General features: G+C 41.2%; 17 protein-coding genes, 1 tRNA gene, 1 rRNA gene, 1 other RNA gene and 1 pseudogene. 20 read left to right on the top strand and 1 reads right to left on the bottom strand.

Annotation, left to right across the window (positions count from 1 at the left end; genetic code table 11):
- The first annotated feature begins 133 nt into the window (after nt 1–133).
- The 13 genes and pseudogenes from rrf (at nt 134) to D8854_RS08770 (ending at nt 8,338) form a co-directional block, all read left to right on the top strand.
- Nucleotides 134–249: ribosomal RNA gene (rrf, locus tag D8854_RS08830) — 5S ribosomal RNA — on the top strand.
- Between the two features lie 5 nt (nt 250–254).
- Nucleotides 255–328: transfer RNA gene (locus D8854_RS08825), tRNA-Asn, on the top strand.
- Nucleotides 329–514: 186 nt separating this feature from the next.
- Nucleotides 515–819, top strand: a pseudogene (gene tnpA / locus D8854_RS08820) (IS200/IS605 family transposase); the annotation flags it as partial.
- Between the two features lie 264 nt (nt 820–1,083).
- Nucleotides 1,084–1,317 carry a sigma(X)-activator ComW gene (gene comW / locus D8854_RS09855; RefSeq protein ID WP_084947553.1) on the top strand — a complete coding sequence of 78 codons (234 nt, stop codon included), beginning with the start codon at nt 1,084–1,086 and terminating at the stop codon, nt 1,315–1,317.
- 239 nt (nt 1,318–1,556) lie between these two features.
- Complete coding sequence (locus D8854_RS08810) at nt 1,557–2,843, top strand: adenylosuccinate synthase (protein ID WP_125450558.1); 1,287 nt, start codon at nt 1,557–1,559, stop codon at nt 2,841–2,843.
- Nucleotides 2,844–3,043: 200 nt separating this feature from the next.
- Nucleotides 3,044–3,511: a tRNA adenosine(34) deaminase TadA gene (gene tadA / locus D8854_RS08805; protein WP_061454254.1), complete on the top strand. Its 468-nt coding sequence runs from the start codon at nt 3,044–3,046 to the stop codon at nt 3,509–3,511.
- 32 nt (nt 3,512–3,543) lie between these two features.
- Nucleotides 3,544–3,638: signal recognition particle sRNA small type (gene ffs / locus D8854_RS08800), an RNA gene on the top strand.
- Between the two features lie 58 nt (nt 3,639–3,696).
- Nucleotides 3,697–4,140 carry a dUTP diphosphatase gene (locus tag D8854_RS08795; RefSeq protein ID WP_125450554.1) on the top strand — a complete coding sequence of 148 codons (444 nt, stop codon included), beginning with the start codon at nt 3,697–3,699 and terminating at the stop codon, nt 4,138–4,140.
- Entirely contained in the window at nt 4,091–4,657 is a 567-nt protein-coding gene (locus D8854_RS08790; protein WP_185756592.1) for a histidine phosphatase family protein, read from the top strand. The genes D8854_RS08795 and D8854_RS08790 overlap by 50 nt, the downstream gene beginning before the upstream one ends.
- Nucleotides 4,658–4,694: 37 nt before the next feature.
- On the top strand, nt 4,695–6,032 hold the full coding sequence (radA, locus tag D8854_RS08785) for a DNA repair protein RadA (RefSeq protein ID WP_260467074.1): 1,338 nt from the start codon (nt 4,695–4,697) through the stop codon (nt 6,030–6,032).
- 72 nt (nt 6,033–6,104) lie between these two features.
- Nucleotides 6,105–6,599 (top strand): beta-class carbonic anhydrase, encoded by a 495-nt coding sequence (locus D8854_RS08780; protein ID WP_185756591.1) that lies wholly within the window; start codon nt 6,105–6,107, stop codon nt 6,597–6,599.
- 213 nt (nt 6,600–6,812) lie between these two features.
- Complete coding sequence (locus tag D8854_RS08775) at nt 6,813–7,781, top strand: ribose-phosphate diphosphokinase (RefSeq protein ID WP_000010177.1); 969 nt, start codon at nt 6,813–6,815, stop codon at nt 7,779–7,781.
- A gap of 119 nt (nt 7,782–7,900) precedes the next feature.
- A complete protein-coding gene (locus D8854_RS08770) occupies nt 7,901–8,338 on the top strand; it encodes a CoA-binding protein (protein ID WP_125450550.1) in 438 nt (145 codons plus the stop codon).
- A 27-nt stretch (nt 8,339–8,365) separates the two neighbouring features.
- Here the strand turns inward: D8854_RS08770 and D8854_RS08765 are convergent, their stop codons facing one another.
- The gene (locus tag D8854_RS08765; protein ID WP_125450549.1) at nt 8,366–9,376 is read right to left on the bottom strand and encodes a YeiH family protein; all 1,011 of its coding nucleotides are present in this window, start codon (nt 9,374–9,376) and stop codon (nt 8,366–8,368) included.
- A 149-nt stretch (nt 9,377–9,525) separates the two neighbouring features.
- Between D8854_RS08765 and D8854_RS08760 the strand changes: the two genes are divergently transcribed.
- The 7 genes from D8854_RS08760 (at nt 9,526) to D8854_RS08730 (ending at nt 13,690) form a co-directional block, all read left to right on the top strand.
- The gene (locus D8854_RS08760) at nt 9,526–10,695 is read left to right on the top strand and encodes a pyridoxal phosphate-dependent aminotransferase (RefSeq protein ID WP_125450548.1); all 1,170 of its coding nucleotides are present in this window, start codon (nt 9,526–9,528) and stop codon (nt 10,693–10,695) included.
- A complete protein-coding gene (gene recO / locus D8854_RS08755; protein WP_125450547.1) occupies nt 10,692–11,462 on the top strand; it encodes a DNA repair protein RecO in 771 nt (256 codons plus the stop codon). Before D8854_RS08760 ends, recO begins: the two co-directional genes overlap by 4 nt.
- On the top strand, nt 11,459–12,451 hold the full coding sequence (gene plsX, locus D8854_RS08750; RefSeq protein WP_125450546.1) for a phosphate acyltransferase PlsX: 993 nt from the start codon (nt 11,459–11,461) through the stop codon (nt 12,449–12,451). The genes recO and plsX overlap by 4 nt, the downstream gene beginning before the upstream one ends.
- A 4-nt stretch (nt 12,452–12,455) precedes the next feature.
- On the top strand, nt 12,456–12,692 hold the full coding sequence (locus D8854_RS08745) for an acyl carrier protein (protein WP_125450545.1): 237 nt from the start codon (nt 12,456–12,458) through the stop codon (nt 12,690–12,692).
- Between the two features lie 435 nt (nt 12,693–13,127).
- Nucleotides 13,128–13,316, top strand: a complete 189-nt coding sequence (locus tag D8854_RS08740) for a class IIb bacteriocin, lactobin A/cerein 7B family (protein ID WP_125450544.1) — start codon at nt 13,128–13,130, stop codon at nt 13,314–13,316.
- 17 nt (nt 13,317–13,333) lie between these two features.
- The gene (locus tag D8854_RS08735; RefSeq protein ID WP_084868626.1) at nt 13,334–13,501 is read left to right on the top strand and encodes a bacteriocin; all 168 of its coding nucleotides are present in this window, start codon (nt 13,334–13,336) and stop codon (nt 13,499–13,501) included.
- Nucleotides 13,502–13,510: 9 nt separating this feature from the next.
- A complete protein-coding gene (locus D8854_RS08730) occupies nt 13,511–13,690 on the top strand; it encodes a hypothetical protein (RefSeq protein WP_125450543.1) in 180 nt (59 codons plus the stop codon).
- Nucleotides 13,691–13,918 lie beyond the last annotated feature (228 nt).

The raw sequence follows: 13,918 nt of genomic DNA, 5'->3' as shown, positions 1-13,918 counted from the left end.
GGAAGTGTGGTGACACATGTAGCGGACTAATACTAATAGCTCGAGGACTTATCCAAAGTAACTGAGAAAACTTAGCGTATGGTTTTTCTAATTATTTGATAGGTATTCAATTTTGAGTAGGTATTACTCAGAGTTAAGTGACGATAGCCTAGGAGATACACCTGTACCCATGCCGAACACAGCAGTTAAGCCCTAGAACGCCGGAAGTAGTTGGGGGTTGCCCCCTGTGAGATATGGAAGTCGCTTAGCTTTTATCCGCCATAGCTCAGTTGGTAGTAGCGCATGACTGTTAATCATGATGTCGTAGGTTCGAGTCCTACTGGCGGAGTCAGATAAAAAAGAACACCACTGGTGTTCTTTTTTATTATGTGACTATTAGTCCGTCTCGCTCCGTCAGGTGCGAGACAAATAAACCGCCTGCTATGCGGGTGCGCGTCGAAGGTTATACCAAAAAAACTCCAAACGCGATACAATAAAGGTATTCAAGTCAATTGTAAAGCGAAAGGAGAAAAATATGGCACAAAAGGCACATAGTTTATCACACACAAAGTGGATGTGTAAATATCACATTGTGTTCACCCCTAAGTATAGACGAAAAATCATTTATAATTAATATCGAAGTAGTTTGGGAGAAATATTCCATCAAGGATAAGTGTTTCAAGTTTCATGGGTTATTTAAAAGGCAAAAGTGCACTCATGATGTTTGACAAACACGCCAACCTCAAGTACAAGTTTGGCAACCGGCATTTTTGGGCAGAAGGTTACTACGTGAGTACAGTGGGACTTAATGAAGCCACAATTAAGAAATATATTCAAGATTAAAGAAATTATCCAGCGTCTTTAGGCGCTGGCTGGTAATTTGGGCTTATAGCCCTGGTGCAAACCATCCGTTTGACGGGTGGTCATGATTTTATAAATGAAGTAAACTTCTCAAAATTCAAAACTTAATTTTGGCATCTATAATTACCTTTATATTTTATTTTTAGTTAGTTTAGCTTTAAATTCTTCTTTTATAGGATTTGAAGCTTTTTTAGTTCGTTTTTCTGTTAGACTAGTGTTAATAATAAGAAAGGGATTTTTTATATGCTTCAAAAATTTTATGAACGAGCATTTGTCTTTTTGAAACTAGTTGAACAAGAATATGCTTCTTTATGTCAGAGTTCTGCTGAGTGGGAATCACTTCATTTTCGTTTTTTACTTTATTACCTAATAAGATTTAGAATTAAAAGCGATAAAGAGTTTTGTTTATATCATTTTCAGACGGCCTATCGCTTGTATCTAGATAAATTCTTGCTAGAGGGTGCTACTCTAAACTAGTGACGTTAATATATATCATTTATCACGAACAATAATCTGTATTGATTTTATATTTTGTAGAATTTTGTTTAATTTTTAAGGTTTTGAATTTTGTTATTTACAGAAATTCCAAATCTTTTCTACTGTTTCTTCTTGATAAAAAAGTGTTTTTTTCTTATAATAAATTGTAAGATATAATTGCGGGTGAAATTCCTGCCATGTATATGAGAAAGGACGAGCCTAGCGGCTCAGACAAGATTATGACTTCAGTTGTTGTTGTAGGTACCCAATGGGGCGATGAAGGTAAAGGGAAAATTACAGATTTTCTTTCAGCTAATGCAGAGGTGATTGCTCGTTACCAAGGTGGTGATAATGCTGGTCACACCATTGTGATTGATGGCAAGAAATTTAAGTTGCACTTGATTCCATCAGGTATTTTCTTCCCTGAAAAAATTTCAGTTATTGGGAATGGGATGGTTGTGAACCCGAAATCTCTTGTGAAAGAGTTGAGCTATCTTCATGAGGAAGGTGTGACAACTGATAACTTGCGTATTTCTGATCGTGCACATGTCATTTTGCCATATCATATTGAATTAGACCGTTTGCAAGAAGAAGCTAAGGGCGATAATAAAATCGGGACTACTATCAAGGGTATTGGCCCAGCTTATATGGATAAGGCTGCTCGTGTTGGAATTCGTATTGCTGATCTTTTGGATAAGGATATTTTCCGTGAACGCTTGGAACGCAATCTTGCAGAAAAGAATCGTCTGTTTGAAAAATTGTATGACAGTACCCCTATTTCAATTGATGATATTTTTGAAGAGTACTATGAGTATGGCCAACAAATCAAGCAGTATGTGACAGATACGTCCGTTATCTTGAACGATGCGCTTGATAATGGCAAACGTGTGCTTTTTGAAGGTGCGCAAGGTGTTATGTTGGACATTGACCAAGGTACTTATCCATTTGTTACTTCATCAAATCCTGTCGCTGGTGGTGTGACAATCGGTTCTGGGGTTGGTCCAAGTAAGATTGACAAGGTTGTAGGTGTATGTAAAGCCTATACGAGCCGTGTAGGGGACGGACCTTTCCCAACTGAATTGTTTGATGAAGTGGGAGATCGCATTCGTGAAGTAGGTCATGAATACGGTACAACAACTGGCCGTCCACGTCGTGTAGGTTGGTTTGACTCAGTCGTGATGCGCCATAGTCGTCGTGTATCTGGTATTACCAATCTTTCATTGAACTCTATTGATGTTTTGAGTGGTTTGGATACAGTGAAAATCTGTGTGGCCTATGATCTTGATGGACAACGTATCGACTACTATCCAGCTAGTCTTGAACAGTTGAAACGTTGCAAACCTATCTACGAAGAGTTGCCAGGTTGGTCAGAAGACATCACTGGAGTCCGTAATTTGGAAAATCTTCCTGAAAATGCGCGTAACTATGTTCGTCGTGTTAGCGAGTTGGTTGGTGTTCGTATTTCTACTTTTTCAGTAGGTCCTGATCGTGAACAAACTAATATTTTAGAAAGTGTTTGGTCATAGGAAATTTTTAAGATTAGTTTAAGATAGGTCGGGTATACTATAGACAGTTACAAGAAGACCTCCTAACTTGTTGTAACAAATATCCTAAACTTTTCTTTTTCATAATAATCTCCCTATTAAGTCACCCCATTGGGTGACTTTTTTTGTCTTGGGAATCATGATATAATAATAGAATCGACAAGTAGGAAAAGGAAAAATTGATGAGTTATACAGTTGAAGAAAAAGAAAGCTTCATGAGAGAAGCCTTGAAGGAGGCAGAAATTGCCTTAGAGCATGATGAAATTCCTATCGGATGTGTAATTGTCAAGGATGGAGAAATTATTGGTAGGGGGCATAATGCGCGCGAGGAGTTGCAACGGGCGGTTATGCATGCAGAAATCATGGCCATAGAGAATGCGAACGTGAGTGAAGAGAATTGGCGTCTGCTGGATTGTACACTTTTTGTGACTATAGAACCGTGTGTTATGTGTAGTGGGGCTATTGGACTTGCCCGTATTCCAAACGTAGTCTACGGGGCTAAGAATCAGAAATTTGGTGCTGCTGGGAGTTTGTATGATATCTTGACAGATGAGCGTCTCAATCATCGTGTAGAGGTTGAAACGGGAATTTTGGAAGATGAATGTGCAGCTATTATGCAGAATTTTTTTAGAAATAGACGGAAAAAATAATTTTGCTTTTAAAAAGAATAGGAATGTGGTATAATAAATAGTGGAGCAACAGTTCTGCGTGAAGCGGGTCAGGGGAGGAATCCAGCAGCCCTAAGCGAGTGTGAATTGTGTGCTCTTTTTTCGTGCTTTTTTCGAATAAATAAGATAAAATAGCCTAGAATAAATGATAATAGAAAAGAGAAAATATGAAAATTCGTGGTTTTGAATTGGTTTCGAGTTTTACAGATGAAAATTTGTTGCCTAAGCGTGAGACAGCGCATGCAGCAGGTTATGATTTAAAGGTGGCGGAACGCACTGTCATTGCTTCGGGAGAGATTGTCTTGGTTCCAACAGGGGTTAAGGCTTATATGCAACCGACTGAGGTCCTCTATCTCTATGACCGTTCTTCAAATCCTCGTAAGAAGGGCCTAGTCTTGATCAACTCTGTTGGTGTTATTGATGGGGATTATTATGGCAATCCCGGGAATGAGGGACATATTTTTGCGCAGATGAAGAATATCACAGACCAAGAGGTTGTTCTTGAGGTTGGGGAACGTGTGGTTCAGGCTGTCTTTGCACCATTTTTAATTGCAGATGGGGATGAGGCAGACGGAGTTCGTACTGGTGGATTTGGATCAACAGGGCACTAGGATGAAGATTATCTTTGTGCGTCATGGGGAGCCAGATTATCATGAATTAGAGGAACGTTCTTATACAGGTTTTGGGATGGATTTAGCCCCTTTATCTAAGGAAGGACGGCAACAAGCTCAGGAACTTTGCCAAAATCCCTTGCTACAATCAGCTGATTTGCTAGTAACTTCAGCAGTGACAAGGGCTTTAGAAACGGCTTCTTATGTAACTGGTGCTACAGGTCTTCCTTTAAGAGTAGAGCCTTTATTGCATGAATGGCAAGTCTATGAAACCGGGATAGAAAGCTTTGAAAGAGCTAGATGTCTGTTTTTAGAAAACAAGGGGGAGTTGCTTCCTAATAGTCCTATTCAATATGAGACAGCTGAGGAGATGAGAGCTCGCTTTCTCGAATCTATGGCTAAGTATCGAGACTATCAGACTGTGGTAGTTGTCGCTCATCGAATACTCATGCGCCAATTTGTACCAGACGAGAAGATTGATTTTTGCCAAGTGATTGAATGTGAGATAGAAATTTAGAAAGAGGTTTATCATCGCAAAGAAAAAAGCGACATTTGTGTGCCAAAATTGTGAATATAATTCACCTAAGTATCTAGGGCGCTGTCCCAACTGTGGGGCCTGGTCTTCTTTTGTAGAAGAGATTGAGGTTGTCGAGGTCAAGAATGCGCGTGTGTCCTTGACAGGTGAAAAAACCAAGCCTATGAAACTGGCTGAAGTAACTTCTATCAATGTCAATCGAACCAAGACCGAGATGGAGGAATTTAACCGTGTACTTGGAGGCGGAGTGGTGCCAGGGAGTCTCGTCCTCATTGGGGGAGATCCTGGAATCGGGAAATCAACCCTTCTATTACAAGTTTCAACCCAGTTGTCTCAAGTGGGTACGGTTCTCTATGTCAGTGGGGAGGAGTCTGCCCAGCAAATCAAGCTACGAGCAGAGCGCTTGGGAGATATCGATAGCGAGTTTTATCTCTATGCCGAGACCAATATGCAGAGTGTTCGCGCAGAGGTAGAGAGAATCCAGCCAGACTTCCTCATTATCGACTCTATTCAGACCATTATGTCTCCTGAGATTTCAGGGGTACAGGGGTCTGTGTCTCAAGTGCGTGAGGTGACAGCTGAGCTCATGCAGTTGGCCAAGACCAATAATATTGCCATTTTTATCGTAGGCCATGTGACCAAGGAAGGAACCTTGGCGGGTCCGCGTATGTTGGAGCATATGGTAGATACGGTGCTTTACTTTGAAGGGGAGCGCCACCATACCTTTCGTATTTTGAGGGCAGTCAAAAACCGTTTTGGTTCTACTAATGAGATTGGCATCTTTGAGATGCAGTCAGGTGGATTGGTTGAGGTGCTCAATCCTAGTCAAGTTTTCCTAGAAGAGCGTTTGGACGGGGCGACTGGCTCGTCAATCGTGGTAACCATGGAAGGGACGCGTCCGATTTTGGCGGAAGTTCAAGCCTTGGTGACGCCGACCATGTTTGGGAATGCCAAGCGCACAACGACAGGGCTTGATTTCAATCGTGCGAGTTTGATTATGGCTGTTTTGGAAAAACGTGCAGGGCTTCTTTTGCAAAATCAGGATGCCTATCTCAAATCTGCTGGTGGTGTCAAATTAGATGAGCCTGCTATTGATTTAGCCGTTGCAGTGGCTATTGCCTCTAGTTACAAGAACAAGCCAACCAATCCTCAAGAATGCTTTGTAGGAGAGTTAGGCTTGACTGGAGAGATTCGGCGTGTGAATCGTATCGAGCAGCGCATCAATGAAGCTGCTAAACTAGGCTTTACTAAGATTTATGTACCCAAAAATTCCTTGACAGGCATTACTCCACCTAAGGAAATCCAGGTAATCGGAGTGACGACCATTCAGGAAGTTTTGAAAAAGGTCTTTGCATAATCCGTGACAAATCCTCTTAAAAATGATAAGATAGGAGAAATATTTGATTGTCAAATTTTTGAGGAGGGAATCGTGTCGTATTTTGAACAGTTTATGAAAGCAAATCAGGCTTATGTTGCCCTTCATGGGAAATTAAATCTGCCACTTAAGCCAAAAACTAGAGTAGCTATCGTGACCTGCATGGACTCACGGCTACACGTCGCACAAGCTTTAGGTTTGGCACTTGGAGATGCTCATATCTTGCGGAATGCAGGTGGTCGAGTGACAGAAGACATGATTCGTTCACTGGTGATCTCCCAGCAACAAATGGGGACAAGAGAAATCGTGGTGCTTCACCATACAGACTGTGGAGCTCAAACCTTTCAAAATGAAAGTTTTCATGAACATTTGAAAAACGAGCTCGGGGTTGATGTGTCTGATCAAGATTTTTTACCATTTCAGGATGTTGAAGAGAGTGTGAGAGAGGATATGCAGTTGCTTCGAGAATCTCCACTGATTCCTGATGATGTGGTTATTTCAGGTGCTGTCTATGATGTGGATACAGGAAGTATGAGAGAAGTATACTAACTTTGTCTCGAAAAAATCTCATCCTAGCATAAAAACGATTGTTAAAATGTAGGATTTTTAGTTTTAATATAGCTAATATAAAATAATATAAAACAAGGGTATAAATGTTTGCTCTTGTTTTATTTTTGATTGAAAAATAAAGGAAAAAGCGCTACAATGGTAGATGGAAAATGTTGTGACAAAACAAGTGATACATAAATACCGGAGGAAATCATGTCTTTTTCTGATTTAAAGCTGTTTGCCCTTTCTTCAAATAGAGAATTGGCAGAGCGTGTGGCGCAAGAGATTGGGATAGAGTTAGGGAAATCGACTGTTCGTCAATTTTCAGATGGGGAGATTCAGGTCAACATCGAAGAATCAATCCGTGGAAAACACGTCTTTATCCTACAATCAACGAGTTCACCTGTAAATGATAATCTACTTGAAATTTTGATCATGGTAGATGCATTGAAGCGTGCTAGTGCAGAATCTGTCAATGTTGTTATGCCTTACTATGGCTATGCACGTCAGGATAGAAAAGCGCGCGCGCGTGAGCCAATCACTGCAAAACTCGTTGCAAACATGCTAGAAGTTGCTGGGGTAGATCGTTTGTTGACGATTGATTTGCACGCTGCACAGATTCAGGGATTCTTTGATATTCCCGTAGATCACTTGATGGGTGCTCCTTTGATTGCGGATTATTTTGAGCGTCGTGGCATGGTTGGTTCTGACTATGTGGTTGTCAGTCCAGACCATGGTGGGGTGACTCGTGCTCGTAAATTGGCAGAGTTTTTGAAAACTCCGATTGCGATTATTGACAAACGCCGTAGTGTAGACAAGATGAATACCAGTGAAGTGATGAATATTATCGGTAAGGTAGAAGGCAAGACTTGTATCTTGATTGACGATATGATTGATACAGCTGGAACTATTTGCCATGCGGCGGATGCTCTTGCTGAAGCAGGTGCCGTTGAAGTTTACGCAAGTTGTACGCACCCAGTTCTTTCGGGGCCAGCTATGGACAATATCCAAAAATCAGCTATTAAAAAATTGGTTGTTTTGGATACCATCTACCTACCAGAAGAGCGTTTGATTGATAAGATTGAACAGATCTCGATTGCCCACCTCTTAGGAGATGCCATCGTTCGCATCCACGAAAAACGCCCTCTTTCTCCTCTATTTTGTATTGAGAAAAAGATTTAATCCTTCACTTAAAATAGATAGTTCTCCTAGCAGGTTTCTTTTCTTGCTGGGAGATTTTTGTAGTCAAAATCTGCAAACCCTTTCATAATATGCTATACTGATGAAAAAGGAGAATTTCTATGAACCAAGAATTTATCAATCCAAGTGATGGTGTTGTCCGTCAGTATCTGGCGACCAGTAAAACGTTAGCGGTAGTGGGTTTGTCTGACCGTGAAGAAACAACTAGCAATCGAGTGACTAAGGAAATGCAGGCTAGAGGCTATAAAATCATTCCAGTTAATCCCAAGCTTGCAGGTGGGGAAATCTTGGGAGAAAAGGCTTATGCGAGTCTAGCTGAGATTCCTTTTCCTGTGGATATTGTCAATGTATACCGACGTAGCGAGTTTTTACCAGATGTGGCGCGTGATTTTCTCAAGGCTGATGCCAAGATTTTTTGGGCGCAGCTGGGACTTGAAAGTTTAGAAGCGGAAGAAATCTTGCGTGCTGGAGGATGCGACAACATCGTCATGAATCGCTGTATTAAAAGAGAACATACTCGTTTAATTCTTGAACAATAAAAAGGTAGCCATGGGCTACCTTTTGTGTTATAAAGTACCAATCAATGCTTGCATACCTAGACTGGTAAGGATGATGGCAATCCAGCAAAGGGCTCCAAGAAGAATGGACTTGCCACTGGATTTGATCATAGCGATAAGATTGGTTTTGAGACCGATGGCACCCATGGCCATGATAATGAGGAATTTGGATAGTTGTTTGAGAGGGGTGAAGAAGCTGCTAGACACACCAAGAGAGGTAAGAAGGGTCGTTAAGAGAGAAGCTAAGATAAAGTAAAGGATGAAAAGTGGGAAGACTTTTTTTAGTTGGAAATCTTGGCTATTTTTTTGCTGGCGACTTTGCCAGTAGGAGAGAAAGAGAGTGATGGGAATGATGGCTAAGGTGCGCGTCAGTTTAACAATGGTTGCTGACTCAAGGGTATTGGTCTGGTAGAGACTGTCCCAGGAGCTGGCAGTGGCCGTTACAGAGGAAGTATCATTGACCGCAGTTCCTGCAAAGAGGGCGAAGCCTTCACTTGATAAGTGAAGCCAGGTTCCCAAGGTCGGAAAGATGAGTGCCGCTAAGACATTGAAGAAAAAGATAACGGAAATGGCTTGGGCTACTTCTTTTTCCTTGGCGTGAATAACAGGCGCTGTTGCCGCAATGGCAGACCCTCCACATATAGAAGAACCTACTCCAATTAAGGTAGCCAGTTTTGTGTCCAGAGCAAAGAAGTGCTGGAAGAGGTAGGCAACAATCAAGGCTATTGAGATGGTGGACAGGATGACAGGGAGTGAAGATTGTCCGACTGCGAAAACTTGCGAGATATTGAGACCAAAACCGAGCAAAATAACGGCATATTGGAGCAATTTCTTGGAACTAAAGGTCAAGCCAGCATCCAGTTGTTTGTGGGGTGATATAAAAGGGTGAAGGAGCATCCCTATAAAGATAGCAAAGACAGGTGCTCCGATGACAGGAAAGAATCCTCCTAGGTACCAAGACACGATAGAAATGACAAGGCAGGCTAAGATTCCTGCCCCATTTTTTGATAAAAATGACATATAAACCTCCGAAAATAAGCACTTATTATTATAGTCCTGTCGAGAAGAAAAGTAAAATAGAAAGTAAAAAATGCAGGTTTTAGGTGGATTTTGCGGTCAGGGAGCTTTTGTAGTATAATAGAAATACGTTTTGAAAGTAGGAGGTATCTATGGACTTAACCAAGCGCTTTAATAAACAATTAGACAAGATTCAAGTGTCCTTGATTCGTCAGTTTGACCAGGCTATTTCAGAGATTCCTGGGGTCTTGCGTTTGACCTTGGGGGAACCTGATTTTACAACGCCAGATCATGTCAAGAAGGCAGCCAAGCGAGCCATTGACCAGAACCAATCCTACTATACAGGGATGAGTGGTCTACTGACTCTACGTCAGGCAGCTAGTGACTTTGTTAAAGAAAAATACCAACTGGATTATGCTCCTGAAAATGAAATCTTAGTTACAATTGGGGCGACAGAGGCTTTATCTGCTACTTTGACGGCTATTTTGGAAGAGGGAGACAAGGTACTCTTGCCCGCTCCTGCCTATCCAGGATATGAGCCGATTGTCAATCTAGTTGGGGCAGAGATTGTCGAGATTGATACAACTGAAAATGGTTTTATCTTGACTCCTGAAATGTTGGAAAAGGCTATTTTGGAGCAAGGGGACAAGCTCAAAGCAGTCATTCTCAACTATCCAGCCAATCCGACAGGAATTACCTATAGTCGAGAGCAGTTGGAAGCTTTGGCAGACGTTTTACGCAAGTATGAGATTTTCGTTGTCTGTGATGAGGTTTACTCAGAATTGACCTACACAGGCGAAGTCCATGTATCTCTGGGAACTATGTTGAGAGATCAGGCTATTATCATCAATGGCTTATCTAAGTCTCATGCCATGACAGGTTGGCGTTTAGGATTTATCTTTGCTCCTGCAGTTTTCACAGCTCAGTTAATCAAGAGTCACCAATATTTGGTTACTGCCGCCAACACCATGGCTCAACATGCTGCAGTAGAAGCCTTGACCTCTGGTAAAAACGATGCTGAGCCCATGAAGAAGGAATACATCCAGCGTCGAGATTATATTATCGAGAAGATGACTGCTCTTGGTTTTGAAATTATCAAACCAGACGGGGCCTTCTATATCTTTGCTAAAATTCCAGCTGGTTACAATCAAGACTCCTTTGCCTTTCTCAAGGATTTTGCTCAGAAGAAGGCTGTTGCTTTTATCCCTGGTGCTGCCTTTGGGCGTTACGGAGAAGGCTATGTTCGTCTGTCTTATGCAGCCAGCATGGAAACGATCAGAGAGGCTATGAAACGACTTGAGGAGTACATGAGAGAAGCATGATTCAGTCTATCACGAGTCAAGGTCTCGTACTCTACAATCGTAACTTTCGTGAGGATGATAAGCTGGTCAAGATCTTCACCGAGCAGGCTGGCAAGCGCATGTTTTTCGTCAAACACGCGAGTCAGTCTAAATTAGCTCCGGTTATTCAGCCCTTGGTACTAGCTCGTTTTCTCCTGCGAATCAATGATGACGGACTCAGTTACATTGAGGACTATCACGAGGTGATGACCTTTCCCAAGATCAATAGTGACCTCTTTGTCATGGCTTATGCGACCTATGTTGCAGCTCTTGCAGATGTTAGTTTGCAGGATAATCAGCAGGATGCTCCCTTGTTTGCTTTCTTGAGAAAAACTCTGGAGTTGATGGAAGAGGGCTTAGATTATCAAGTTTTGACCAATATTTTTGAAATTCAAATCTTGACCCGATTTGGAATCAGTCTCAATTTTAATGAGTGTGTCTTTTGCCATCGGGTTGGTCAGGCCTTTGACTTTTCTTTTAAATATGGAGCCTGCCTCTGTCCAGATCATTATCATGAGGACGAGAAACGTTGCCATCTGAATCCCAACATCCCTTATCTACTCAATCAATTTCAAGCCATTGATTTTGAGACCTTGGAGACTATTTCGCTCAAGCCTGAAATCAAGCAAGAGTTACGCCAATTTATGGATCAACTCTACGAAGAATACGTAGGGATTCACCTAAAATCAAAGAAATTTATTGATTCCCTACCCGACTGGGGACAATTACTAAAAGAGGAAGACAAATGAAAAAAATCGCAGTAGATGCCATGGGGGGCGATTACGCACCTCAGGCCATCGTTGAGGGGGTCAATCAAGCCCTAGCTGACTTTTCAGATATTGAGATTCAACTTTACGGAGATGAAAGCAAAATCAAGCAATATCTAACAGCGACAGAGCGTGTCAGCATTATCCATACGGATGAGAAAATTAACTCAGACGATGAGCCGACAAAAGCTATCCGTAAGAAGAAAAATGCCAGCATGGTATTAGCAGCCAAGGCAGTCAAGGAGGGAGAAGCAGACGCTGTCCTCTCAGCTGGGAACACAGGTGCCTTGTTGGCTGCAGGATTCTTCATTGTGGGTCGTATCAAGAATATCGATCGTCCAGGACTCATGTCTACCTTGCCGACTATCGATGGCAAAGGGTTTGACATGCTCGATCTCGGTGCCAATGCAGAAAACACAGCCCAGCACCTCCACCAATACGCTGTTCTAGGCTCCTTTTATGCTAAAAATGTTCGTGGGATTTCGAAACCACGTGTTGGTTTGCTCAACAACGGAACAGAAAGCAGCAAGGGAGATCCGCTTCGTAAGGAAACATACGACTTGCTAGTAGCTGATGAAAGTTTGAACTTTGTCGGAAACGTGGAAGCGCGTGATCTGATGAATGGCGTTGCGGATGTTGTCGTAACAGATGGTTTCACGGGAAACGCTGTGCTCAAGTCCATTGAAGGGACAGCCATGGGGATCATGGGCTTGCTCAAAAACGCCATTACAGGTGGTGGCCTTCGAGCGAAGCTAGGTGCTCTTCTCCTTAAGGATAGTTTGAAAGGTTTGAAAAAACAGCTCAACTATTCAGATGTTGGAGGAGCAGTCTTGTTTGGTGTCAAAGCACCTGTTGTTAAGACCCATGGCTCAAGTGATGCCAAGGCTGTGTACAGTACGATTCGTCAGATTCGTACCATGCTAGAAACAGACGTAGTTGCCCAAACTGCGCGTGAATTTTCAGGAGAATAAAAAGATGACAGAAAAAGAAATTTTTGACCGTATTGTAACCATTATCCAAGAGCGACAGGGAGAAGACTTTGTCGTAACAGAGGCCTTGAGTTTGAAAGACGATCTAGATGCAGACTCAGTGGACTTGATGGAGTTCGTCTTGACGCTAGAAGATGAATTTGGTATCGAAATCAGTGATGAGGAAATTGACCAACTTCAAAGTGTGGCAGATGTGGTAGCGATTATTAAAGGTAAGATATAACCAAAATCAACATGCAAGTCATGTTGTTTTTTTGTTTGCAGAAAAAAGAGAAACTTTTAGTAAAAATTACGAATAAAGAGATGAGAAAGAAAAAGGAGGAATGTTTATGTACATGCCAATCTTGTATCCATGGTTAATCAAGTGGTTTTTAAAATAAAAATGAAACAGTTGTTCATTTTCGAATTGTTTTTCGAATAGATAGGTAAGAGGAAAAGGAAGGAGACTACGCGATGTATTTACCAATCTTATTGCCATGGTTTATCAAATGGTATTTAAAATAAATGAAATTTACCTGTTCATTTTAAATCACTTCTCGAATAGATAAGTGATGAGAACAGAAAGGAAAAAGATTTCAGTAATTTATCCAATCTAGTTTTTAAAATGGTTTAAGAGCTAGAAGTCGTAAAGTAAAAAATAGAAATAAAGGAGAAAAAGATGAAAAATTTTGACAAAATGGAACAGAACTTTGTAACTCTTACAGAAGAAGAGTTGATGGATGTGGATGGGGGAGCATGGCCAATTGTAGCTTGGATGATTGCTAATCCTGTGACAGCAGCTAAAATTGCTGGTGGAATTACTGCAGCAGGAATTGCAGGTTATAATTATGTGACGAGTAGATGGTAATAGAAGGAGGAGATGATATGGAAAAATCTATTTTAAAATTTGAAACAATGACTGATACGGACTTGCAGGAAATTCAAGGGGGAGCCTTTCCCCTTCTTATCCCTGTGGCAGTCGGTTTTGTAAAAGGTTTTGTATATACAGGTGGAGCTATTTTAACAACTCGAGCACTCTTGTCAGGTAAATAGGAGTCTACCATGAAAAAATTCTTATTAGGATTTGCTGAGGGGTATTTTATCGTATCGCTCATTATCTATATCGCAACGTATTTGATTTTGAAAAATCCGATCAATACCTTGTTTTACCCAGAAATTTACCCTGTTTTATTTGGGATTTTTTATCTAGGATATAAGGTTAATAAAAAGCAAGTAGAGTGAGAGGTTAAGAATGACTTATTATTCTGCGCTAAAAATGGGTAAGGTAAGATTTAAGAATGCATCACATTGGAGTTTAAAAAAATCGTAATTTAGAATGGTGTTATCTATTCTGACTAGGAATAGATAATACCAGAGGTGGCTTAGAAATAGTAGGGACATTAGAAATTGTAGTAATAAATAGGATGTCGTAAATGTTACTATCAATGATTTATTTGTTCCAAGCTTGCC

The organism is Streptococcus mitis (genome assembly GCF_003943905.1).
GTDB lineage: Bacteria > Bacillota > Bacilli > Lactobacillales > Streptococcaceae > Streptococcus > Streptococcus mitis_BC.
Note: the sequence above shows the minus strand (reverse complement) of the source record. Positions and strands in the feature narration are given on the sequence as shown.